Annotated in this window: 24 protein-coding genes and 1 pseudogene; 20 read left to right on the top strand and 5 right to left on the bottom strand. The window is 53.1% G+C overall.

Translation table 11 applies throughout. The annotated features are described in order from the left end of the window. The first annotated feature begins 102 nt into the window (after nucleotides 1–102). From pqqA to pqqF, 6 genes are read left to right on the top strand one after another with little or no spacing between them, the layout of a single operon-like run. Entirely contained in the window at nucleotides 103–174 is a 72-nt protein-coding gene (gene pqqA, locus CRO33_RS24235) for a pyrroloquinoline quinone precursor peptide PqqA (protein WP_010617686.1), read from the top strand. A gap of 55 nt (nucleotides 175–229) precedes the next feature. Beyond that, the gene (gene pqqB / locus CRO33_RS04650) at nucleotides 230–1156 is read left to right on the top strand and encodes a pyrroloquinoline quinone biosynthesis protein PqqB (protein WP_097117204.1); all 927 of its coding nucleotides are present in this window, start codon (nucleotides 230–232) and stop codon (nucleotides 1154–1156) included. Then, nucleotides 1153–1908: a pyrroloquinoline-quinone synthase PqqC gene (gene pqqC / locus CRO33_RS04645; protein ID WP_097117203.1), complete on the top strand. Its 756-nt coding sequence runs from the start codon at nucleotides 1153–1155 to the stop codon at nucleotides 1906–1908. The genes pqqB and pqqC overlap by 4 nt, the downstream gene beginning before the upstream one ends. A gap of 1 nt (nucleotide 1909) precedes the next feature. After that, entirely contained in the window at nucleotides 1910–2191 is a 282-nt protein-coding gene (pqqD, locus tag CRO33_RS04640; RefSeq protein ID WP_064511334.1) for a pyrroloquinoline quinone biosynthesis peptide chaperone PqqD, read from the top strand. Beyond that, entirely contained in the window at nucleotides 2178–3317 is a 1140-nt protein-coding gene (gene pqqE / locus CRO33_RS04635) for a pyrroloquinoline quinone biosynthesis protein PqqE (RefSeq protein WP_097117202.1), read from the top strand. Before pqqD ends, pqqE begins: the two co-directional genes overlap by 14 nt. Continuing rightward, the gene (pqqF, locus tag CRO33_RS04630; RefSeq protein ID WP_097117201.1) at nucleotides 3317–5635 is read left to right on the top strand and encodes a pyrroloquinoline quinone biosynthesis protein PqqF; all 2319 of its coding nucleotides are present in this window, start codon (nucleotides 3317–3319) and stop codon (nucleotides 5633–5635) included. The genes pqqE and pqqF overlap by 1 nt, the downstream gene beginning before the upstream one ends. Here pqqF and CRO33_RS24725 read toward each other — a convergent pair. Both CRO33_RS24725 and CRO33_RS04615 read right to left on the bottom strand, forming a co-directional pair. Further along, a pseudogene (locus CRO33_RS24725) lies at nucleotides 5626–5721 on the bottom strand (helix-turn-helix domain-containing protein); the annotation flags it as partial. The gene pqqF and the pseudogene CRO33_RS24725 overlap by 10 nt on opposite strands. 199 nt (nucleotides 5722–5920) lie before the next feature. After that, on the bottom strand, nucleotides 5921–6610 hold the full coding sequence (locus CRO33_RS04615; protein ID WP_097117199.1) for a hypothetical protein: 690 nt from the start codon (nucleotides 6608–6610) through the stop codon (nucleotides 5921–5923). Between the two features lie 373 nt (nucleotides 6611–6983). Between CRO33_RS04615 and CRO33_RS04610 the strand changes: the two genes are divergently transcribed. Further along, on the top strand, nucleotides 6984–7538 hold the full coding sequence (locus tag CRO33_RS04610; RefSeq protein WP_249221605.1) for a YceI family protein: 555 nt from the start codon (nucleotides 6984–6986) through the stop codon (nucleotides 7536–7538). Nucleotides 7539–7646: 108 nt separating this feature from the next. Here CRO33_RS04610 and dld read toward each other — a convergent pair whose 3' ends face one another. Next, nucleotides 7647–9341 (bottom strand): D-lactate dehydrogenase, encoded by a 1695-nt coding sequence (gene dld / locus CRO33_RS04605; RefSeq protein ID WP_097117197.1) that lies wholly within the window; start codon nucleotides 9339–9341, stop codon nucleotides 7647–7649. Nucleotides 9342–9776: 435 nt separating this feature from the next. Between dld and CRO33_RS04600 the strand changes: the two genes are divergently transcribed. From CRO33_RS04600 to CRO33_RS04570, 7 genes are all read left to right on the top strand, one after another. Further along, on the top strand, nucleotides 9777–10757 hold the full coding sequence (locus CRO33_RS04600; RefSeq protein WP_034827295.1) for a 6-phosphofructokinase: 981 nt from the start codon (nucleotides 9777–9779) through the stop codon (nucleotides 10755–10757). A gap of 10 nt (nucleotides 10758–10767) precedes the next feature. Further along, entirely contained in the window at nucleotides 10768–11082 is a 315-nt protein-coding gene (locus CRO33_RS04595) for a PTS sugar transporter subunit IIB (protein ID WP_034827292.1), read from the top strand. Then, nucleotides 11075–12442, top strand: coding sequence for a PTS sugar transporter subunit IIC (locus CRO33_RS04590; RefSeq protein ID WP_034827290.1), 1368 nt, complete (start codon nucleotides 11075–11077; stop codon nucleotides 12440–12442). The genes CRO33_RS04595 and CRO33_RS04590 overlap by 8 nt, the downstream gene beginning before the upstream one ends. Continuing rightward, nucleotides 12429–13271 carry a class II fructose-bisphosphate aldolase gene (locus tag CRO33_RS04585; protein WP_045814340.1) on the top strand — a complete coding sequence of 281 codons (843 nt, stop codon included), beginning with the start codon at nucleotides 12429–12431 and terminating at the stop codon, nucleotides 13269–13271. The genes CRO33_RS04590 and CRO33_RS04585 overlap by 14 nt, the downstream gene beginning before the upstream one ends. Nucleotides 13272–13335: 64 nt before the next feature. Beyond that, entirely contained in the window at nucleotides 13336–13605 is a 270-nt protein-coding gene (locus CRO33_RS04580) for a hypothetical protein (RefSeq protein ID WP_097117196.1), read from the top strand. 9 nt (nucleotides 13606–13614) lie between these two features. Beyond that, nucleotides 13615–14052, top strand: coding sequence for a PTS sugar transporter subunit IIA (locus tag CRO33_RS04575; protein WP_097117195.1), 438 nt, complete (start codon nucleotides 13615–13617; stop codon nucleotides 14050–14052). Beyond that, entirely contained in the window at nucleotides 14049–14633 is a 585-nt protein-coding gene (locus tag CRO33_RS04570) for an AAA family ATPase (RefSeq protein ID WP_097117194.1), read from the top strand. Before CRO33_RS04575 ends, CRO33_RS04570 begins: the two co-directional genes overlap by 4 nt. Here CRO33_RS04570 and CRO33_RS04565 read toward each other — a convergent pair. Further along, nucleotides 14606–15463, bottom strand: a complete 858-nt coding sequence (locus tag CRO33_RS04565) for an NAD(P)-dependent oxidoreductase (protein ID WP_097117193.1) — start codon at nucleotides 15461–15463, stop codon at nucleotides 14606–14608. The genes CRO33_RS04570 and CRO33_RS04565 overlap by 28 nt on opposite strands. 294 nt (nucleotides 15464–15757) lie before the next feature. Between CRO33_RS04565 and CRO33_RS04560 the strand changes: the two genes are divergently transcribed. The 5 genes from CRO33_RS04560 to CRO33_RS04540 all read left to right on the top strand — a co-directional run bounded on the left by CRO33_RS04560 (nucleotide 15758) and on the right by CRO33_RS04540 (nucleotide 20372). Continuing rightward, a complete protein-coding gene (locus CRO33_RS04560; RefSeq protein WP_034827267.1) occupies nucleotides 15758–16552 on the top strand; it encodes an SDR family NAD(P)-dependent oxidoreductase in 795 nt (264 codons plus the stop codon). A 197-nt stretch (nucleotides 16553–16749) separates the two neighbouring features. Then, entirely contained in the window at nucleotides 16750–17100 is a 351-nt protein-coding gene (locus CRO33_RS04555) for a hypothetical protein (protein ID WP_097117192.1), read from the top strand. 49 nt (nucleotides 17101–17149) lie between these two features. Continuing rightward, complete coding sequence (locus tag CRO33_RS04550; RefSeq protein WP_097117191.1) at nucleotides 17150–19150, top strand: protein-disulfide reductase DsbD family protein; 2001 nt, start codon at nucleotides 17150–17152, stop codon at nucleotides 19148–19150. After that, on the top strand, nucleotides 19150–19872 hold the full coding sequence (locus tag CRO33_RS04545; RefSeq protein ID WP_045814387.1) for a DsbA family protein: 723 nt from the start codon (nucleotides 19150–19152) through the stop codon (nucleotides 19870–19872). Before CRO33_RS04550 ends, CRO33_RS04545 begins: the two co-directional genes overlap by 1 nt. Next, a complete protein-coding gene (locus CRO33_RS04540; RefSeq protein ID WP_097117190.1) occupies nucleotides 19869–20372 on the top strand; it encodes a protein disulfide oxidoreductase in 504 nt (167 codons plus the stop codon). Before CRO33_RS04545 ends, CRO33_RS04540 begins: the two co-directional genes overlap by 4 nt. A gap of 265 nt (nucleotides 20373–20637) precedes the next feature. Here CRO33_RS04540 and CRO33_RS04535 read toward each other — a convergent pair whose 3' ends face one another. Then, on the bottom strand, nucleotides 20638–20967 hold the full coding sequence (locus CRO33_RS04535; protein WP_034827258.1) for a cupin domain-containing protein: 330 nt from the start codon (nucleotides 20965–20967) through the stop codon (nucleotides 20638–20640). Between the two features lie 128 nt (nucleotides 20968–21095). On the opposite strand from CRO33_RS04535, the gene CRO33_RS04530 reads away from it, so the two are divergent. Then, a complete protein-coding gene (locus CRO33_RS04530; RefSeq protein WP_034827257.1) occupies nucleotides 21096–21731 on the top strand; it encodes an RpiB/LacA/LacB family sugar-phosphate isomerase in 636 nt (211 codons plus the stop codon). The last annotated feature ends 8 nt before the right edge of the window (nucleotides 21732–21739 follow it).

The raw sequence follows: 21739 nt of genomic DNA, 5'->3' as shown, positions 1-21739 counted from the left end.
AACATCAGCCCGCGTCGTGCCTTGCTGCCAGAAAATTCGTTTACTGGTGCAAGCATTTCCAGCAGAGCCTGCTCTGCGTTATTTGTTTTGAGGAAGAAAGTTATGTGGAAAAAACCTGAATTTGTTGACCTGCGTCTGGGCCTGGAAGTGACTCTGTACATCTCCAACCGCTAAGACTTTCTGCCCGCCATTCGTGCGGGCATTTTATTTTTCATTCTGGTTATCTCTCATGTTTATTAAAGTGCTCGGTTCAGCGGCAGGCGGCGGCTTTCCGCAGTGGAACTGTAACTGCGCCAATTGCAGCGGCCTGCGCAACGGTACGATTCAGGCTCAGGCGCGGACGCAATCCTCGATCATTGTCAGTGACAACGGCGAAGATTGGGTGCTGTGTAACGCATCGCCAGATATCAGCCAGCAGATCGCCCACACACCCGAGCTAAATAAAAAAGGGGTGCTGCGCGGCACGGCGATTGGCAGCATCATTCTTACCGACAGTCAGATCGATCACACTACCGGTTTACTCAGTCTGCGCGAAGGCTGCCCGCATCAGGTGTGGTGCACGCCCGAGGTGCATGCCGATCTCACCAGCGGTTTCCCGATTTTTACCATGTTGCAGCACTGGAATGGCGGGCTGCAGCATCATGGTCTTACGCCACTCGAACCGTTCCGCGTCGATGTATGTCGTAATCTGCAGTTCACCGCGATTCCTATTCTCAGCAACGCGCCGCCATACTCGCCGTATCGCGATCGTCCGTTACCGGGCCACAACGTCGCTCTATTTATTGAGAACACCGCCAATGGCCAGACCCTGCTGTATGCGCCAGGTCTGGGCGAGCCCGATGCGGTGATCATGCCGTGGCTGGAGAAAGCCGATTGCCTGTTAATTGACGGCACCGTCTGGCAGGACAATGAGTTGCTCGCCACTGGCGTCGGTAAAAACACCGGCAAAGCGATGGGGCATCTGGCCCTCGCGGAAGAGCATGGCCTGATGGCGCTGCTGGCTGCATTGCCGGCAAAACGCAAAATCTTAATTCATATTAATAACACCAATCCGATCCTCAACGAGCAGTCGCCGCAGCGTCAGTATCTGACGCAGCAGGGCATTGAAGTGAGCTGGGACGGGATGGCGATTCATCTGCAGGAGAGCGCATCGTGATTATCACCGAAGCCTTATCGCCTCAAGAGTTTGAGCAGGCGCTGCGTGCCAAAGGCGCGTTTTACCACATTCATCATCCATACCATATCGCGATGCATAATGGTGAAGCGACGCGTGAACAGATTCAGGGCTGGGTCGCGAACCGCTTCTATTACCAGACCAATATTCCCCTGAAAGATGCGGCGATCATGTCGAACTGCCCGGATCCCGCAACCCGCCGTAAATGGGTGCAGCGCATTCTCGATCATGACGGCAGCAACGATCAGGAAGGCGGTATTGAAGCCTGGCTGCAACTGGGTGAAGCGGTGGGATTGGATCGTGAAGTCCTGCTGTCTGAGAAACTGGTACTGCCGGGTGTGCGTTTTGCCGTGGATGCCTACGTTAACTTCGCCCGTCGCGCCAACTGGCAGGAAGCAGCCTGTAGCTCATTAACTGAACTGTTTGCACCGCAAATCCACCAGTCGCGCCTCGACAGCTGGCCGCAACACTATCCGTGGATCAAAGAAGAGGGTTACTTCTATTTCCGCAGCCGCCTGAGCCAGGCAAACCGCGATGTGGAGCACGGGTTGGCGCTGGCGCTGGAAGTGTTCACCACTGCTGAGCAGCAGAACCGCATGCTGGAAATTCTGCAGTTCAAACTCGATATTCTCTGGACGCTGCTGGATGCCATGACCATGGCGTATTCTCTGCAACGCCCGCCTTATCACACGGTCACCGATCAGGTGTCCTGGCACAGCACAAGACTGGTGTAACATGATAAAAGATAATCTGATTCCCGCCTTCCGTCGTGGCTATCGCATGCAGTGGGAAGCGGCGCAGGATAGCCATGTGGTGCTGTATCCCGAAGGCATGGCGAAGCTGAATGAAACCGCGACGGCGATCCTTGAACTGGTCACCGGCAAACAGGATGTGGCCGCCATCATCGCCATTCTCAACAGCCGTTTCCCGGAAGCGGGTGGCGTGGATGATGACGTGAAGGAATTCCTGCAATCCGCCGTAGAACAGAAATGGATCCAGTGTCGTGAACCTGAATAAAACCGCCACGCCGCCGCTGTGGCTGCTGGCTGAGCTGACTTATCGCTGCCCGCTGCAGTGCCCATACTGCTCGAATCCGCTCGACTTCTCGCAACAGGAGAAAGAGCTGACGACTGAGCAGTGGATCGGGGTGTTCCGTCAGGCGCGCGCCATGGGCAGTGTGCAGATGGGCTTCTCGGGCGGCGAACCGCTGACGCGGAAAGATCTGCCCGAGTTGATCAAGGCAGCGCGCGATCTCGGTTTCTACACCAACCTGATTACTTCCGGTATCGGTCTGACGGCGAAAAAACTCGACGCTTTCGCGGATGCGGGTCTGGATCATATTCAGATTAGCTTCCAGGCGAGTGATGAAACCCTCAATGCCGCGCTGGCCGGTTCGAAAAAAGCTTTCCAGCAGAAGCTGGAGATGGCGAAAGCGGTTAAAGCGCACGGCTATCCGATGGTGCTGAACTTCGTGCTGCATCGACATAATATCGACCAGATCGATAAGATCATCGACCTGTGCATTGAGCTGGAAGCGGACGACGTGGAACTGGCAACCTGCCAGTTCTATGGTTGGGCGCATCTTAACCGCCAGGGCTTATTGCCGACGAGGGAACAGATTGCCCATGCCGAATCGGTAGTGGCGGAGTACCGTGAGCGAATGAGCGAAACCGGTAACCTCACGAATCTGCTGTTCGTCACGCCGGATTATTACGAAGAGCGGCCAAAGCCTTGTATGGGCGGTTGGGGTTCGATTTTCCTCAGTGTGACACCGGAAGGTACGGCGTTACCTTGCCACAGCGCACGCCAGTTACCGGTTGAGTTCCCATCAGTGCTTGAGCACAGTCTGGAAGACATCTGGTACAATTCGTTTGGTTTTAACCGTTATCGCGGCTATGACTGGATGCCGGAGCCGTGCCGCTCCTGTGATGAGAAAGAGAAAGACTTCGGTGGTTGCCGTTGCCAGGCCTACATGCTGACCGGCAATGCGGATAATACCGATCCGGTGTGCAGTAAGTCACCCCATCACGGTAAGATCCTGGAAGCGCGCCGCGAAGCCACCTGCAGCGATATCAAAATCGCCCAGCTTCAGTTCCGCAATCGCTCCAACTCTGAACTGATCTTCAAGCAGCGAGTCACCTGATGACCTCTCGCCAGCTGGTGTTAGCCAATGGCCTGCGTTGCCACCTGCATCATCAGGCCGATGCGCGCGACGCTGCAGCCCTGATTCGCGTGCAGGCGGGCAGTCTGAATGAACCCGACCGCTGGCCGGGTCTGGCGCATTTGCTGGAGCACCTTTTGTTTTGCGGCAGCGAGCGTTTTAAAGATAGCGAGCGCCTGATGCCGTGGGTGCAACAGCTCGGCGGGCAGGTCAACGCCACCACGCAACTTAGCCACAGCGCCTTTTTTTTCCAGCTTCCCGCAACGAACCTGTCTGAGGGTGTGCAGCGGTTGAGCGATATGATCGCCGCACCACTGTTAAGCCAGCAGGCTATTCGGCAGGAAGTGGCGGTGATTGATGCGGAATGTCAACTTCTGCAACAGCATGCCGACACGCTTTGCGAAACGGCGCTGGTGGATAGGTTGGGCGGGGCATTTCAACGTTTTCGCGTCGGCAATCAGCAGGTTTTTGGTGACAATGTCACTTCATTGCAGGTTGCGTTGCGCGTCTTCCATCAGCGCTTTTATCACGCGAATGCCATGGAGTTGTGGTTGCAGGGACCGCAATCGTTAGATGAGCTGGCGGAACTGGCGCTGCATTTTTCTTCGATCAGCTCGGCAAAAATCTTACCTTCAAATCTCACACTCACACAGCCTCCCGGCGACGTGATGTTGCTGCTGGCAGGTGATGAAAGCTTCTGGCTGACGTTGATGTTATCCGGCGATGAACGGACTTTACGTGACAATGTCACCTTGCTCAGCGTGTTCTGGCAAGATGAGGCACCGGGCAGCCTGCTGAGCGCGCTCAGAGAGGCTGAATTATGCGATACGCTGCAGGGACAATGGCTGTGGCAGGATGCGCAACACGGTTGGCTAGCACTGCGCTTTAGCGGGCCTAAAATCAGTGCGGAGCAGGCTCATCACATTGAACACTGCTTCTGGCAGCATTTAGACGCCATCAAACTCTGCTCTTCGGAGCAACAGCAGCATTATGCGCAGCTGGCACGGCATGATTTTGCCTGCTTGTCGCCACTGGAGCAGTTGCGTGGCCGGGCGCTGGGCTTTGCGCCTGCCGATTATGTGCCGCAGGGTTTCAGTGCTTTTATCGCCGCATTGGCGCAGGCGCCTTGCTCACGCTTGCTTACTCAGCAGCAACTGGACTCGCCAGAAAGCGTCCAGACGCAAGGTTTCACGCTGCTGCGCAAAAAAGGGCTGCCGCAAAGTCCGAGCACATTCTCAACGCCGGCATTCTTTTTCTATCCCACTGCGCAACCGGCCGTATTGCCACTGTTATCACCGATAGCAATGCCGCTGCCGCGTTTTGCGCCCCGGCAACAGGTTGAAACCTTGCTGTTGCGACCCGCTTTTTATCACACGATGAGTGATGCCGAAGCGCAGGCCCGGCAAACCCGGCTGCGTCCAGTGCTGGCGGCGTTGCGGCATGCTGGAGGAAGTGGCAGTTGGCAGCAGAAGCAGGGGGTCTGGCAGTTGGTGCTGAATCAGCCTGTCTGTGAGTCACACGCTTTGCTGGCTGTGCATCATGCACTTGAGGCACTGAACCTGACGCCCCAGCCAAAACCGCTGCCGCATGCCCAAACGATTGTGATTCGGCAGCTTCTTGCCGCCTTGCCCGCTCAATTGATTGCCCCGGCCGGTGACACTCGATGGCTGGCAGCATGGTGCGGTAAGCACACGTCATTGCATCAGCGAGTATCGCATCTGCTCAGCGACTTCACGCCTGATTTAGTAAGCGGTGCACAGCCGCCGCGCTTGCAGCGGGGCATTAAGCCGGTCCCTTGTACCGGAGGCGATCAGGCGCTGTTGCTGTTTATTCCGCTGCCGCTAGCTGATGACAGGCAATTAGCCGCACTGCGCGCGCTGTCGTTGTTGCTGGAACCGCGCTTTTTCCAGCGATTACGGGTCGATCAGCAAATTGGCTATGTGGTGTCGGCACGCTACCAGCGCGTGGCGGATGTCGATGGGCTAATGCTGGCACTGCAGTCGCCACAGATTCCATGGCAAACGCTGCTTGGACACTGCAAACGCTTTTTACGCGAAATCGTGGCAGAGCTAGATATTATCACGCCGCAAACCTTAGCGGCCTGGCAAGCCACACTGCGCGAACAGTGCGATGCCAGCGATAACGCGGAAGTCGCACTGCAGGGGTTACGACAACAGCAGGGATTGCCGACCCTCACGCGCGATGCGGTTGCATCCCTGACACTGCCCCTTATCCAGCAGCTTCATACCCGCTTAATGCGCGAACGCCGCCGCTGGCGAATACTCGTTAATCAAAGTTGAAAAGCGATGTGCTTACCGTTAGGCAAAGTCACATCAATACTTATCTCTCCGCCCAATGCAGCCACGTAACGCCTTATAGTCCGAAGTTACTTCCAAAATTTCTTAGCGAGGAAAATCAATATTCCATACAGTATAAATGTACTTATTGCTAACGTAGCCCAGGTTTTCTCAGGCCATCTGTCATAGGTAAATGATGTAATGATCACCAGAAATATAATGGGTATCACAGTAAATACTTGCATCCAAAGGAAATCTTTTAGTAAGCTTTTTAAATTTCTCATAAGATTACATATTTCCTGACATGGTGAGCAAATGTTTTAAATTTTTAATTACTGTATTTTCGTCGAAAAATGAATCCTTGATGACATGGCCAAGAACCGGTTCCACTATAAAGTACATCATTTCTAATTTTTTAGTGTAAAGAACATGATGAAATAATGGATTTAACATTTTCAATCTTCCAGCTGATTCTGCAGCATCCTGAACAACACCATAAAGCCCTGTCGCCATTACAGGTATAGCCGTCCATTTTCCGACATGAAATCCAGAAATATTTAATCCACGAGTTACAGCTAATGCAATGGATAGGGAAATTCCATTGCTTAAGCCAAAGTTGGATGCTATTCGACTACCATACCCGCTTAACTCTTTAATTATTTTATCTCTACCATGAGAGTTAAGGTTTTTTATTTCATGCTCCACATATATTTGTATTATATCAACTGCAATGCTCTGCCTTTTGTAAATTTCCCGTAGGCCGAGTAAAAATCTAACATCTTCGTCCTTCAATTTAGAACACACGTCGAGATAGTTATCAGTTAAACATGACGTATACCAGCTGAGCCGGGTCACACCAGAGCCAATCTGGCTCATTTGTTTTGCAAGATTTTCACTCACACCTTTGACGGCGTTCTCTAAGCGCAGAGCTAGAGACCTGTCTGACTCGATTTGAGAAATGATGTAGTCGTTGTGCAAGTTGATTTCCTTATCAATAATTCCATTACAGATTGTAGGTATATAAACGAGAACATAGCAAAATACGGGGCAAGCCGCTATTTTTAATTGAACACTACTTGAATGAATCGCCAATCAAATAATGCGGTGTTGTGTGCGCAATCCCACAGTTTTTTCTGCTATGACAGATGTCATAGTTAACAGGCTATGAATACTATCAGTCAAAAAAACTTTCACCACACTAAACCATTACCTACTGATATTTTTGAATATATTTGAAGGTCACGGGCAAATCTCTTCACTATTCCTCAGCCCGGGATTCCGAGACACTCAATAGATTCTCCCGATCTAAAAGGAACGCTGAGTGAAAAACGTTACCCGTTTAATCCTGCCAATGTTGGCAGCCGCTGCTTTGTATGCACCCGTTTCACAGGCTGCGGCGATGCATTATGACCTCGACCCCGCGCATACCTCGGTTATTGTGACCTGGACGCACTTCGGTTTTTCCCATCCAACGGCTGACATCCCCAACAGCAAAGGTACGCTGGTGTTTGATAAGGATCATCCAGAGCAGTCGCGCGTCGACGTTACGTTGCCGGTTTCACAGATTGACACGCATGTGCCCGCGCTGACCAAAGAGTTCCTCGGTACGGAATATTTCAATACGGCTAAATATCCTTCAGCTGTGTTCCACAGCACCAAAGTGGTGGCGAAGGGTGACAATAAGTTTGATGTGGAAGGTAATCTGACGTTGAAAGGCATCACTAAGCCGGTCACGCTGCACGCGACGTTGAATCAACAGGGCATGCACCCGATGGTGAAGAAGCAGGCGATTGGTTTTGATGCTACAGGCGTGATCAAACGTTCGGACTTCAAACTGGATAAATATGTGCCAGCGGTAAACGATGATGTGACGCTGACCTTGTCTACCGAAGCGTACGCGAAGTAATTCACACTGCATATTAACGTCGCAAAATCACGCATCCTGTCCACCAAACAGCATCAGGATGCGTGATAACTCAAGCCGCTACAGCTAAAGCCTTTTTACCCTGTAACCTTAACCCCAATACTTCTTCTTACTGGTTTTACCCACGCCAGGGTTGCAGCTATTAGTCGGATCCAACTGCTTCCAATGATCCACATGCTCGCACGATGCCTGATAGAGATGCCCCACATTATGCTCAGCCGGATACTTTGCACCACGCTCAGCCAGATAGACTTTCACCGCCTCCTTAAACGCCTTCGCATCGACCCCTTCCTTCAACACATAATCCTGATGATTCACATAACAGAAAAAGTGTCCGCAGCAGGAATCAACCTGCACCTGCGCTGCTAAGTGATCCGGCAAGGTTAAACGCCAGTCCTCATCATTGCGGCGTAGCGCCACGTCGAAGGCCACCAGCCTTTCATTCGGGTTATAACCCAGCGCATCACAATAAGAGATGGTGCACCCGCCCACGCCAAAGCGCACCAGGAAGGCATCTGCGCCTTCCCGGGCATCACAATGGAAAAAGCCGCCGCTGTGCCCGGCAAAGAACTGCTGCAATAACGTCTGCAATTCAGGGGTCTGCTGGGCATCGACTTTAATCATCAGATGATGTTGATATTCATCACGATAAGCCATGACGCGCGGGGCAATAAAGCTCGGCGTGAGCTGGTTAAAGCATTGCAGCGCCCGATCAACAAAATTACGCGGCAGGAAAGGCAGATGGCTGACACGCACGTCCCACTTCGCTTTATTGCCCATCATTTTAGGAATAGCCTGCGGGCCGAGTTTGCGGATCGCCAGATACATATGCTTGGCGTACCGCACGGTTAAGTCGAAGGCGTTGCGATGAATGTATTCTGCCTGCAGCGGCAGTTCGCTCATCTCGGTGAGGAGAAAACGACGCAGTGCCACCAATTCGCGTTCATCGTTTGTGCCAATGTAGAAGGTATCGCTACCCGCGCTGGCCTCAAAGGTGGGCAAGCGCACCGCAAACACCACCACTTTACCCGCGCTGCCAGAACTGTCGTGCAAATAGCGCAGATCACCATTAAAACGCGCAGGGGAGTCAGCGTTGACATCACGCAAGCGATCGGCGTAATCATCGGCCCAGATTTTGCCGTCCCAGTCTGCCTGGTCGCCGGTCTGATACTGTTGCTCAGTCAGACTCTTCAGCATTGCTTCCGGCGTTTCACCCAAATCGATACCCAGATGATTGACCATTTCTAAGCGCCCATCATCATGAATACGGGCAAACAGTGATTTTTCAGTAAAGGCGGGGCCCCGGCGAATCAGCGAACCACCCGAGTTGTTGCAGATACCGCCCACGACAGAAGCGCCAATGCAGCTGGAACCAATCACCGAGTGCGGTTCGCGTCCCAGCGGTTGCAGCGTGTGCTCTAGTTCGGTCAGGGTGGTGCCGGGGAAGGCGATGACCTGACGCGCCTGATCGATCACCTGCACGCCCTTGAGCTGGCGGGTACTGATGATCACCACTTCGCGGTCATAATCATTGCCATCCGGCGTTGAGCCACCGGTCACACCGGTATTCGAGGCTTGCATCAGGATAATAGCGTCCTGTGCCACGCAGACCTGTAGACTTTGCCAAAGTTGTAGCAAGTTTTGCGGCAATATCACTGCCAGTGCCTCACCGCGACCGACACGAAATCCTTTGGTGTACCAGGCTTTATCATCAGCATGGGTCAATACCTGTTTGTCGCCCACTATGCCAGCGAGCTGACGCAACATCTCCTGCGAGTTGGTCATGTTTTCTCTTCTTCGTCATTTATTTGCTGCGATATTGGACAGCCAGATAAACGTGACGTCAATCATTCATCGGCACTGATCAACAAATAACGCACTGAATCATTATCCCTTTATCTTTCGTGGGGAAAAGTCGGCGTACCGATAAAAATGCGCGGGCAATCACAATTCAGATCGAAAGAAACTCAGGCGAAAACGTGATGGCAGGCTAAATGCGTTTCACACCATGAAATAAATATAACCGGATGATTTTATTGGTTTTGTTAAATAATGGGTAAGAATTGCAATGTGATAAATATCACAAAAAACAATGACTATTAATCCTTGTCAACGTCAGAGGGAATGAAATACATGGCAAAAATGTGATCTCTGTTGCAAATAGAAAAGTCGTTCACCGGAAGAATGAATGTCAGACGCGCAGCATACGGAGTGATGACAATGAGAATTGGCATAGTGATAAGCGGTGGCGATGTTACCGGAATAAATAACTTTGTGTTTCAGATATCACGTATGACGCAGGCGGATATGGTGTTATTTAATGGAGGCATTCCCGGTTTATTAGAAAATCGCCATCAGGAAATGTCACAGCGCGATCTGGTGGACTATGCCATCACTTCCATTCCCGTGATGCAATCAGGACGAACCACGCGAAAATTAATTCGCCCTGAGTATGAGATGATCGCCAAACAACTCAAATCGCTGCGCATTGATGTATTAATTATGGCCGGGGGGGATGGCTCATTACAGTTTTTACATACATTAAGTGAATTCGGCGTGAATTGCTTTGGTGTAGGCATGACCATTGATAATGATGTTTTTGGCAGTGACTACACCATTGGTTTCTCTACCGCTTGTGAGCAAGTCTTGAAAGAAGTCTCGAAGTTAAGAAATACCGGCCGTGCATTAACCGGTCGCGTATTCATGGTGGAGTTGCTCGGCGGTTATTGTGGTGAATTGACGCTGCAGTCAGCGATTAAATCCAATGCTGATTTTGCGCTGATTCCGGAGTGCCAAATCCCAACACAAGAGTTGGCAGAGCGCATCACGCAACGGCTTGCTGCACAAAACAGTGTGGTAATCCTCTGTTCTGAAGGCTACACCCGCGAATACTCGCCGGGCTTTCAGGGCGCGATTGATACCTTAATTAAACAGATTGAGCCGCTAATAGGGGTACGAATTCGTAAAACTATTATCGGTTACGGCTTGCGTAGTGGTGACCCGACCTGTGAAGAGATTTATCAAGGCACCATTATGGCCAGTGAAGTTGCGCGCTGTATTCAGTCGGGGATGCGCAACAAAGCGGTGATTATTAATGGCAGTAATCGACCGATACCGATTGATCTTATAAGCATGAAAAAACGCCTGGTTGATACCGAAGGGCATCATTACAAACTTGCTAAACAACTGCATATTCTGTGAGGAAAACGCCATGCTGAAAATATTATGTGTCTGTGGATGTGGTCTGGGCTCCAGTTTCGCTATCGAAATGAGTGCCAAATCCGTATTAAAGAAACTCGAAATTGAAGCGGATATTGATCACACCACGATTTCAGAAGCCAATGCTTTTAAATCCGACATGATTCTAACCCAAAAAGCCTTTGCGGATGTCCTGAATGCCGATGCCAGCCCCGAGCAAATCAAACGGGTGATTATTCTCAATAAGCTGACCGACAAGGCAGAAATTGAAGAAAAAATCGTGGCGTTTATGAAAGAACGTAATCTGAAGGTTGCTAACCATGAATAGTGTGATCAACTTCCTGGTAAAAGACTTATTAGGGCAGGCATCGATTCTGATCGCCTTTATTGCCCTGATTGGTCTGCTACTGCAGAAAAAATCCGCAGGTAAGGTGGTGGAAGGCACCTTTAAAACGCTGCTGGGCTTCTTAATTATGATGGCGGGTATCAACATTATTGTCGGTACGCTGACCTTCCTGAATACCATCTTCACCCACGGTTTTGGCATGAAGGGCTATATCACCGATGTGGCCGCCATTGCCGGATTAGCCAGCCGCGAGTTGGGATCAGAAGTGGCGCTGACATTGTTGGTGATCTTTATCGTCAACATCATCATCGCGCGTCTGACGCCGTTCAAATACATCTTCCTCACCGGGCAGGCGCTGCTGTGGATGGCAACCATCGGCGCGGTGATTGGCTACAAAGCCGGGCTGACAGGTTTACCGCTGATCCTGACGGGCGGCATCTTCGGCGGCATTATGGCGGTCGTGATGCCAGCGCTGGCTCAGCCGGTGGTGCGCCGAATCACGGATTCCGATGATGTGGCACTCGGACACTTCTGCACCATTGGCTACTTGTTGACAGCCGCAGTGGCGAAGGTGGTCGGTAAAGGCTCGCGCTCAACGGAAGATCTCAAGCTGCCAGACAACTTCAAGTTCCTGCAGGACACCTATCTGTCGATGGCAGTGGTGATGGTACCGATGTACCTGATCCCGGCAGTGGCAGCAGGCCCAGAATTTATCGGCCAGTACAGCAACGGCATGAACTACCTGATGTATGCCTTCATGCAGTCGATTCAGTTTGTTGCGGGTGTCTTCGTGTTGTACAGCGGTGTGCGTTTACTGCTGAACGAACTGGTGCCAGCCTTCCGTGGTATCGCTATGCGCCTGGTGCCGGATGCCAAACCGGCACTCGATTGCCCGGTAATGTTCCCTTACGCACCGAATGCTGTGATTGTCGGCTTCCTGGCAACAACGCTGGGTTCCGTGGTCGGTATGCTGGTATTCCCCATGTTCGGTCTGGCGATGATTCTGCCTGGGCTGCTCACTAACTTCTTTGCCGGTGGCACCGCTGGCGTGTTTGGTAACGCGCTGGGTGGACGCCGCGGAGCGATGATTGGCGGCTTTGTACACGGTCTGTTTATCACCTTTTTGCCGGCCATTCTGGTACCGATGCTCGAAAGCTACGGCTTCACCGGTGTGACCTTCAGTGACTCTGACGTCATCAGTACCGGACTGGTATTGGGTCATGCGTTCCAGGGCAACTGGTTGTTCGTCGCACTCTTTATTGTCTTTATCACTCTGATCGCCTGGTTTGTTAACGGAAAATCCCCTAAATCCCACGAGGAAAAGCTTCATGAAACTTTATAACTTTACCGATCTGTTACAGGTGGCTAAACAACGTGAATTTAAAGCGCTAGGTTCCTTTAATTTGCACTGCCTGGAAATGTTACCGGCCTTTTTTAAAGCAGCAGAGAAAACCAACAGTCCATTAATGATTCAGATCTCAACCGGCACGGCGAAATATCTCGGACACAAATTATTAGTGGATGCGATTCGCTCATTATCTGAAAGCCGTAATGTACCGACGTGCCTGCATTTGGATCACTGTTCAGATCTCGATGCGATTCAAACGGCACTGGACGCCGGATTCAGCTCCATTATGTACGACGGCTCGCATTTATCAATTGAAGAGAATATTGCCAATACGCGTCGCGTGATTGATATGGCGCGCCCATTGCAGGTATCGGTTGAAGCCGAACTGGGTGCTATCGGGGGTTCAGAAGACGGTAAAGAAGTCGAAATGAACGATGCGTCCTTTACCACCGTAGATGATGCTAAGCGTTTCGTGGATGAAACAGGCGTTGATATGCTGGCCATCTCCATCGGTACTGTACATGGACTGTATACCGGTAAAGCGCATATTCAGCATCAGCGTCTGGCCGATATTACTGAAGCGACTAAAACCCCGTTGGTGTTGCACGGCGGTACGGGCGTGAGTGATGAAGACATGCGCCTGGCCGTGCGCAGCGGTATCGAAAAAGTGAACGTCGGCACGGAAATGAATGTGCAGTGGGTGGCAAACTGCAAGCAGACGTTTGAAAAAGGTAAAGTGAATGACAGCGTACGCAACTTCCTGGTGCCCGCAAATGATGCCGTTACCAATGTGCTGGTAGAAAAGATTTCACTGTTCCGTTAAGTACGACTCACTCATGACGTAATAAACCTGAGGTGCCCTGGCGCCATTCGGGGCAGGAGACGCTATGTTTGGATTCTTGAAAAAGGGCTCAGAAAATAAAAGCCAGGATTCACAAGAAATAGATCTTCAGGCAGAAACCATCAGTGGAAAAATTAGCGAGCTGGAACAACAGCTCGCTGTTAATCCGCAAGCGGTCGATGCGCAAAAACAATTAATGCTGGAATATAATCGTGCATTAAATATCTTTGCGAAAAGCCGTCGTTTTCGTCAGGAAATTGATCCGCTGTTCGTTAAAATTGATGAACTGCGTAATACCATTCGCAAATCAATTTAAGGAGGCAGTATGAGTATTAAGCGACTGCTGCAAGAAGCGAATGCGATTCAGGTGGGGATCAGCGCCACGGACTGGCGCGAAGTGATCGCGCTGGCCGCACAACCGTTGGTGAGCGGTGGATATGTGAAGAATTCCTATCCGGAGGCGGTGATAGCCAATACCCTGACGCACGGCGCTTATTATGTGTTTGAGGAAGGGATAGCCATTCCGCATGCGCGTCCGGAAACGGGCGTGCTGAAAGATTGCTTCAGCATGATTGTGCTGGATGAGCCGATCTCTTTTGAAGGGAGTGACAAAGCCGATATCGTGATCATGTTCGGCGCGCGCGACAGCAATGCGCACATCGAAGAGGGCATTCGCGCCATCGTCTCATTATTGGAAGATGAAGAGACGCTGATGCGGTTACGCCAGGCCAGCAGTGTGGCGGAGGTGATAGAAATCCTATGACTTCTCACACTGCAGAAAAGGTGGTGGTGCTGGTCAACGGCATCCCCGCGTCGGGGAAAAGCACCCTGACACGCGCCATGGCGGAGCAGTTTGGTTTTCCAGTGCTGACGCTGGACAGCCTGAAAGAACCGTTTATGGCCAGTTTCGCGCCGGTGGACCGACTGCGTAACCGGCAGTTGGGGTGCGCGGCCTATCAGGCGATCTGGAAGGTGGTCGGACAGGCTCCCAACTGCTGCGTTTACCTGATTGACGCCTGGTTTGGTTTCCAGCCCAAAGAAGTGCTGCAGCAAGGATTGCAGCAGGCGGGCATTACCCGGGTACTGGAGCTGTGGCTTTCCATCACACCGGACGAAGCGGTCGCGCGCTATCAGTCACGATTGACCGATCGCATGCCAGGCCATCCAGGTGCCGAGTACCTGCCGGAACTGCGAAAGCTGGCGGAAACGGCGCAGCCGATGGCGCTGGGACCGGTGCTGCAACTTGATGCGGCCGACCCGGATGAAGCGGCCGCGTGTGCCTGGTTGCAGCGTCAGCTGCGGCTGCCGGTGAGTGCTCAGCCCGCTTTGTCTGCATCAGGTTGAAAGAAGTCCGCCAGTAAGGCGCTGAACTGTTGATCGTGTTGGCGATCGTCAGCCAGCTGGCGGCAGATTTCCCCTAATGCGCGATAAAGCTGGTCGGTGGCCAGTTCGCCCTGATTGAGCGTGGCAATCTCATCCATCTCCGCCGCCCAGCGCCAGGCTTTTGGCAGCATGTCCGGGGCGGCTTTTTCCATTCGTTTCAGCAGGGCCTGCTGGCTCTCCTGCATCTCTTCACGTAACGCTTCGGCGGCACCCACGCGGCTGGCATTAATCAGCATCGCCGAGGTCAGCAGGGTAATGCCTTTGTTGATACCGGCGTACGCCATCTTCAATGCTGAGGCGGCGCCGTTTTCAGCGTTCATCACCCGTATCCGCAATCCATAATCACTTAACTGCGCCAGTTTTCCGGCATGGGGTCCTGCAAACCATAAGCGTGGTCCGGTGGGATTTTGCTCGCCCGGCGGCAAGCCAATAATCGCTGCATCGGCAAAGGGTGTGCCGGTGCTTTCGATCACCTGAGCCACCTGCTTTAGCGTCTCCGGACTGATGGCGTTGCAATCTACATACAGCGGCTTATGTGCGGCAGCTTGCAGAAGCGGGGCCATCTGCTGCGCCCAGCTGAGTGCCGATTCGGGCGGCAGGATTGAAAGGATAATATCGGCCTCGCAAATCGCCTCTGCGCTGCAGTTGGCAATATTGGCTTGTTGTGCACGCTGTTGAGATTGGGCGGAGCGTTGGCTTAGCGGGGTAATCACCTGCGCCCCGTGCTGGGCAAGCACAGCCCCGATGGCCGCGCCCATAGCGCCCGGTGCGGCGATAGCAATAGTCGTCATCACGATAACTCCTTCAGGCATCAAGTTCTCAGTATGGAACGTGTTAAAAGGATCGTGTGCAGGGAAGTGCAAGCAAATACAACCGTTAACTCGATGTGGTTTTGCCCCGGCACTTTTATTACTGCTGACGGTGGCGCTGTGGACGATTTGGCGGGGAAGAAAACGGGCCGCAAGCGCATATGGTCATCCCGGATCGTGATAATAACCGCATGATTTGATAAGGCCTATTTCATACGCTCAACCAGGCTTGATGGATGTTCTGCATGATATTGCGCATCCATCAAGGAGACCTGTATGAAAATTGATTTGCACGGTAAAACCGCATTAGTCACTGCCTCAACGGGCGGCATTGGCTTCGCCATTGCTCAGGGATTGGCTGAGAGTGGGGCCGAAGTGGTGCTTAACGGTCGCAGTGAAGCCTCGGTAAGCCGCGCGCGTGAGAAGCTGAATGGATTGGTGGCGGGGGCCAAAATTCATACTTTTATCGCCGATCTGGGTAGCGCGCAGGGCGTGAAGCAGTTGCTTAACGGGTTACCGCCCATCGATATTCTGGTCAACAATGCGGGGATTTATGGTCCGCAGGACTTTTACGCCACCGATGATGAAACCTGGGAAGCGTACTGGCAGACCAATGTGATGTCGGGCGTACGTCTGTCTCGCGCTTTGTTGCCGGAGATGGTGAAACGCGGTTGGGGGCGTGTGGTGTTTATCTCTTCTGAATCGGCGCGCAATATCCCCGCGGATATGGTGCATTACGGTGTGACCAAAACCGCGCAACTCTCCCTGGCGCGTGGGCTGGCGAAAGTCGCGGCAGGGAGCGGCGTGACGGTAAACAGTGTGCTGCCTGGCCCTACGATCTCCGATGGCTTTGCCGCGATGATGGAAGACGAGGTAAAACGTACCGGAAAATCGTTAGAGGTGCTGGCAAAAGAGTTTGTGATGGCACAGCGGCCGAGTTCGGTGATTCAGCGCGCGGCAACGGTCGATGAAGTTGCCAATATGGTGGTATACGTCTGTTCACAACAGGCATCAGCAACCTCCGGCGCGGCGTTGCGCGTTGATGGCGGTGTGGTGGATGATATTGTTTAACCATTTGATGGTAAGCACAAAACCGTAGCGGCGTGATTTATCGCGCCTTCTGACAGCTATCAAACTGCCAGAAAGCATAAATCATTCGCTGCTACGCTATCGACATGCAAAACACCAAGACAAAAGTTTACACAGCAAAGCTTGGTGTTTCTGCTGCATGTGCATAAAATGCCCGCACTTTACTCTGGGGCGATGGCATGACCAAATCAGCACAACGCGCAAAATGGATTCTGGCACTGCTTTGTCTGGTGCTGGCGTTCTGTCTCGCCCAGCGTAGCTTTAATCTGCCGAGTGCCCCTCAGGCGCAGATCAGCGCCTCGTCGTTCAGCGATCATGAAACGTTCGGTGGCGAAAAACTCTGCTCCATCAGCGGAAAATCACTGCACGCGGCTGCCCCGATTATCGACAGCGTCATGCCGTTTTTATTGATGGTCGTGGCTCTGCTTACCACGCTATGTCCGTCCAATGCTGTTAGCGGCTATCGTCGCGAACCCCTCTTTCCGCCGATACAGCGGCGGCATCTGACCTTCTGTGTCTTCCGGGAATAACACCACGCTGTCCATCGCGTAAACCTTGTTATTCACCGGAGAAAAATGAATGAATCTCTTTATCAGGAGCCTATTGCTCCTGTTGGTCAGTTGCACGAGTATTGTGCACGCTGCCGACACAGGCTGGCTGCGTAATGCACAAAACAGCCATGCAGAAGTGCGCTTACGCAACGCAAACAATGGCGCCGATGCGCAAATATTGCTGGATATCCGCCTGGAAAAGGGTTGGAAAACCTACTGGCGGTCACCGGGCGAAGGCGGCGTGGCCCCTGAAATTCGCTGGCAAACGCCCGATATCAATGCCACGTGGTATTGGCCAGCACCTGCTCGTTTTGACGTGAGCGGACTTACCACCCAAGGCTATAAAGGCGATATCACGCTGCCGATCGAGTTGGCTAAGGTGTCAGATAAACACCTCGCCGGCACGCTCACGCTGTCGACCTGTAGCGATGTCTGCATTCTGACCGATTTCCCTTTCACGCTGGATTTCAACCAGCAAGCTGATAGTGATTTCGCCCGTGATTACGCCCAGGCGATGGGGCAGATCCCCGCTGAAAGCGGTTTGACCGATCAACTCGACGTCAGCAACGTCAATGGCGAACTCCAAATCCGCGCTCAGCGTCAGGGTGGTTGGACTAAACCTGAGCTGTTCTTCGACTATCCAAAAGGCAGCATGCTGGCTGCACCGCAGATCACGGTGAAGGGCGACATACTCCGCGCTCGGGTCGCGGTCACCGATGAGTGGGGCGAAGCAGCACCCGATTTGCGGGGCAAAACCTTGTCGCTGGTGGTCGTTGACGCGGGAATTGCCCAGCAGAGTTCTGTGGTCATCGGCGCGCAGCCACTTGTCACAGGCGGAAGCCCACAAACCCTATGGTCGGTGATATTGCTGGCACTGATGGGCGGCTTAATCCTCAATCTCATGCCTTGTGTGCTGCCGGTACTGGCGATCAAACTCAGCAGTCTCGTACAGCAACAGGGGCAATCACGCCGTCAGACTCGCCAGCAGTTCCTCGCCTCCAGCGCCGGAATCCTGTTCTCGTTTCTGCTGCTCGCGGCGTTGATGACTGGCCTGCGGCTTAGCGGCCAGGCACTTGGCTGGGGCATCCAGTTCCAGAGCAGTGGTTTCCTGCTATTGATGGTACTGGTGATGTTCCTGTTCACCGCCAGTCTGTTCGATTTGCTGCATTTCCGTTTACCTTCAGGCCTTAACACCCGACTGGCAACGCAGGGCGGTAGCGGGCTGCTGGGGCATTTTGGTCAGGGGGCATTTGCCACCTTACTGGCGACGCCGTGCAGCGCGCCTTTTCTCGGAACCGCAGTGGCCTATGCGCTTACCGCACCCTTGCCGCAGCTGTGGTTGCTGTTTGCGGCACTCGGTATCGGTATGAGCTTGCCATGGCTGTTGGTGGCGGCATTGCCAGGTTTGGCGCGCTGTCTGCCGCGTCCGGGGCGCTGGATGGTTCATCTGCGTACTCTGCTTGGTCTGTTAATGCTGCTCGCCACCTTCTGGCTGGTCACGCTGTTGATCCCGCATTGGGGTAGCACCGTTGCCACGGTACTGGGTGGCGTATTGCTGCTGGTGCTCTGTGGCTGGTTAATTCAGCGTCGGGCGCTGCAACAAGCCGGTGTGGTATTTATCACTCTGACGTTGGTGGGGGCGGTATTCCTGATGACGCGCATTGAGCCAGAGGAGGAAACGCTCTACTGGCAGCCGCTGACCGAAGCGGCAATCAATCAGGCGCTGGAGCAAGATAAACGCGTGTTTGTCGATGTCACCGCCGACTGGTGCATTACCTGCAAGGTGAATAAATCCCGCGTGCTGAATCAACCTGACGTGCGCGCCGCGCTGAAAGCCGACGATGTGGTGCTGCTGCGCGGTGACTGGACCCAGCCCGATCCGGCGATCGGTGAATTCCTGCGTAAACGCGACCGTGTCGCCATCCCTTTTAACCAAATTTATGGCCCGGCACTGCCGCATGGCCACATTTTGTCACCGTTGCTGAGTCGTGAAGCGGTGATTTCTACTCTCTCTGAGGCCAAAAAATGATGAAAAAATCCCTGTTACTGTCCCTGATGTTTCTGACTCTGCCTGCGCTGGCGGCGGCACCCTTTACACCTGAACAAGAGGCACGCATCAAACAGCTGATTCGAGAAACGCTGGTGCAGAATCCGGCGATTCTGGCTGAAGCAGCGGATGCCTTTGATAAAGAAGCGGCGAAACAGCAGCAGAGCGTTGTCGCGCAGATGGTGAAGAAAAACCACGATGCCTTGTTCAACGATGCGGGTTCACCACGCATCGGCGCTGAAAAACCCGCGCTGACGCTGGTGTACTTCACTGACTACAACTGCGTGTTCTGTAAGAAATTCGATGCGGATATTGAGAAGCTGCTGAAAACCTATCCACAGGTGGCGGTGGTATTAAAACCGCTGCCGTATCGTGCCGAAACCTCTTTGACATCCGCGCGTCTGGCATTGACGGTTTGGGAACAGCAACCTAAAAACTTCCTGAAACTCCACGAGCGGTTGATGGCGAAAAAGGGCAACCACGACGAAGCGAGCATTGCCGCGGCGCTGGATAAAACCGGCATTAAGCTGAAAGAACCCAGCAAAGCCAGCCTCGATACCATCAACGAGAACCTGACGCTGGCGCAGCAGTTAGGTGTTCAGGGCACACCCGCCACGCTGGTGGGCAATGAGCTGATCAGCGGCGCGGTGCCGTATGCGCAACTCGAAGCGGCAGTGAAGGGCGCGTTGCAGGCGAAGCCATGATGCGCATTAAGCGCTGGCTGCGTGAAGCGCTCTGGCTGGTGCTGATCGCCGCTGCTGTCATTTGGGGGATGGATTGGCTGCGCGCCCCGCAGCTGCCAGCCGATCTGGCACAACAGCCGCTAACGACGCTGCAAGGCGAAGTCAATCTGGCCACATTAAGCCAGGACAAGCCGGTGCTGGTGTATGTGTGGGCCACCTGGTGCGGGGTGTGCAAACTCACCACGCCAACGGTAGCCGCGCTCAGCCAGAGCGGTACGCAGGTGGTGAGCGTGGCATTGCGGTCGGGTGATGACTCGCGTGTTGCGACCTGGTTGGAGAAGAAAGGGCTGCAAGGCCCAGCGGTGAACGATGAAAACGGTGCAGTGAGTCAACGCTGGGATATCAGCGTGACACCGACCTTTATCGTATTGCAGCAGGGCAAAGTGGTGAGCACCACCACCGGCTGGAGCAGCAGTTGGGGATTGAAATTGCGGCTCTGGTGGGCGGAAAAATTTAGCTAGCGCGTAAGTGAATGTCAGATCGCGCTAAACAGCGTATTGACTGACAGATAAGATTACTGCTTAGCCAGGCTGTCACTTCTCGGAGTGGCAGCTTTTTTCGTGCTAAGGCAAACGAATGACATGAAGGCACCGTGTTAGCGGCGCGAGGACCGCCAGCCCCAAAGCGGCCCCAGACTGCGTTAACGCTGATCGTTTAACAGACAAGCGGCAATCCAGCAGGAACGCATGCACTATCCAGAGATGCAACTGCATGTGTATCCGCTATCTACCGCGCTCCGAGGAAATCCTCGCGCTGCGGTGTAAAGGTATCCAGCAGGGTACCCGCTTCCAGACAAACGCAGCCGTGCACCACATTGGGCGCTTTATACAACGTATCTCCAGCGCCGACCTCCTGCGTAAGCCCATCAATCGTAAAAGCGAAACGGCCCGACAACACGTAGGTTAGTTGTTCATGTGGATGATGATGCAACGGTCCAACCGCATCCTTCTCAAAGGTCACTTCGACCGCCATCATCCGTCCCCCGTGGGCCATGACTCGCCTCTTCACGCCGTTACCGAGGTCTTCCTGAGTGGTTGCGCTTTTATAAATAAACATGGGCTCTCCTCACCAGTGACTTCATCAATGTGTGACGTAAATCACACCGAAAAGGGCATTTCAGGGCTGCATTTTAGCGCACCTTGATTAAAATGAAACAGTGTTTCAATTTAATTTGAGGATGGATCATGAAAATCGCTTTGATGATGGAAAATAGCCAGGCCGCTAAGAACGCAACCGTATGGAAGGAGCTGCAAACCGTCGCGCAACCGCTCGGCCATCAGGTATTCAACGTCGGCATGAGCGACGAGCAGGATCACCATCTGACTTATATTCACCTCGGCATCATGGCCAGCGTCCTGCTTAACAGCAAAGCGGTGGACTTTGTGGTCGCCGGTTGTGGCACCGGACAGGGCGCCTTGGTATCGCTCAACCTGCATCCTGGCGTGGTGTGTGGCTATTGTATCGATCCCGCTGATGCCTATCTGTTTGCTCAGATCAACAATGGCAACGCGCTTTCGCTGCCGTTCGCCAAAGGTTTTGGCTGGGGTGCTGAACTGAATCTGCGCTTTATCTTTGAGAAGGCCTTTACCGGCGAAAAAGGTCTGGGTTACCCGCCAGAGCGCAAAGAGCCGCAGGTGCGCAATGCGGGCATTCTCAATGAAGTCAAAGCCGCGCTGATGAAAGACAATTACCTCGATTCACTGCGCGCGCTGGACCCTGAGTTGGTAAAAACCGCAGTGAGCGGGGCGCGTTTGCAGGAGTGCCTGTTCGAACACGGACAGAATCAGGATATCGTGCGATACGTGCGTGAATTGCTTTAATGCGCTGC

The organism is Pantoea sp. GL120224-02 (assembly GCF_900215395.1).
Taxonomy (GTDB): Bacteria; Pseudomonadota; Gammaproteobacteria; order Enterobacterales; family Enterobacteriaceae; genus Pantoea; species Pantoea communis.
The sequence above is the reverse complement of the archived record's forward strand: the minus strand, read 5'-3'. Positions and strand labels throughout refer to the sequence as shown.

What these genes read in the sequence shown, in the direction of transcription:
- pqqB (WP_097117204.1), top strand. Translation starts at nt 230, where the DNA reads ATGTTTATTAAAGTGCTCGGTTCAGCGGCAGGCGGCGGCTTTCCGCAG.
- pqqD (WP_064511334.1), top strand. Translation starts at nt 1,910, where the DNA reads ATGATAAAAGATAATCTGATTCCCGCCTTCCGTCGTGGCTATCGCATG.
- pqqF (WP_097117201.1), top strand. Translation starts at nt 3,317, where the DNA reads ATGACCTCTCGCCAGCTGGTGTTAGCCAATGGCCTGCGTTGCCACCTG.
- CRO33_RS04610 (WP_249221605.1), top strand. Translation starts at nt 6,984, where the DNA reads ATGTTGGCAGCCGCTGCTTTGTATGCACCCGTTTCACAGGCTGCGGCG.
- dld (WP_097117197.1), bottom strand. Translation starts at nt 9,341, where the DNA reads ATGACCAACTCGCAGGAGATGTTGCGTCAGCTCGCTGGCATAGTGGGC.
- CRO33_RS04600 (WP_034827295.1), top strand. Translation starts at nt 9,777, where the DNA reads ATGAGAATTGGCATAGTGATAAGCGGTGGCGATGTTACCGGAATAAAT.
- CRO33_RS04595 (WP_034827292.1), top strand. Translation starts at nt 10,768, where the DNA reads ATGCTGAAAATATTATGTGTCTGTGGATGTGGTCTGGGCTCCAGTTTC.
- CRO33_RS04590 (WP_034827290.1), top strand. Translation starts at nt 11,075, where the DNA reads ATGAATAGTGTGATCAACTTCCTGGTAAAAGACTTATTAGGGCAGGCA.
- CRO33_RS04585 (WP_045814340.1), top strand. Translation starts at nt 12,429, where the DNA reads ATGAAACTTTATAACTTTACCGATCTGTTACAGGTGGCTAAACAACGT.
- CRO33_RS04580 (WP_097117196.1), top strand. Translation starts at nt 13,336, where the DNA reads ATGTTTGGATTCTTGAAAAAGGGCTCAGAAAATAAAAGCCAGGATTCA.
- CRO33_RS04575 (WP_097117195.1), top strand. Translation starts at nt 13,615, where the DNA reads ATGAGTATTAAGCGACTGCTGCAAGAAGCGAATGCGATTCAGGTGGGG.
- CRO33_RS04570 (WP_097117194.1), top strand. Translation starts at nt 14,049, where the DNA reads ATGACTTCTCACACTGCAGAAAAGGTGGTGGTGCTGGTCAACGGCATC.
- CRO33_RS04565 (WP_097117193.1), bottom strand. Translation starts at nt 15,463, where the DNA reads ATGACGACTATTGCTATCGCCGCACCGGGCGCTATGGGCGCGGCCATC.
- CRO33_RS04560 (WP_034827267.1), top strand. Translation starts at nt 15,758, where the DNA reads ATGAAAATTGATTTGCACGGTAAAACCGCATTAGTCACTGCCTCAACG.
- CRO33_RS04555 (WP_097117192.1), top strand. Translation starts at nt 16,750, where the DNA reads ATGACCAAATCAGCACAACGCGCAAAATGGATTCTGGCACTGCTTTGT.
- CRO33_RS04550 (WP_097117191.1), top strand. Translation starts at nt 17,150, where the DNA reads ATGAATCTCTTTATCAGGAGCCTATTGCTCCTGTTGGTCAGTTGCACG.
- CRO33_RS04545 (WP_045814387.1), top strand. Translation starts at nt 19,150, where the DNA reads ATGAAAAAATCCCTGTTACTGTCCCTGATGTTTCTGACTCTGCCTGCG.
- CRO33_RS04540 (WP_097117190.1), top strand. Translation starts at nt 19,869, where the DNA reads ATGATGCGCATTAAGCGCTGGCTGCGTGAAGCGCTCTGGCTGGTGCTG.
- CRO33_RS04535 (WP_034827258.1), bottom strand. Translation starts at nt 20,967, where the DNA reads ATGTTTATTTATAAAAGCGCAACCACTCAGGAAGACCTCGGTAACGGC.
- CRO33_RS04530 (WP_034827257.1), top strand. Translation starts at nt 21,096, where the DNA reads ATGAAAATCGCTTTGATGATGGAAAATAGCCAGGCCGCTAAGAACGCA.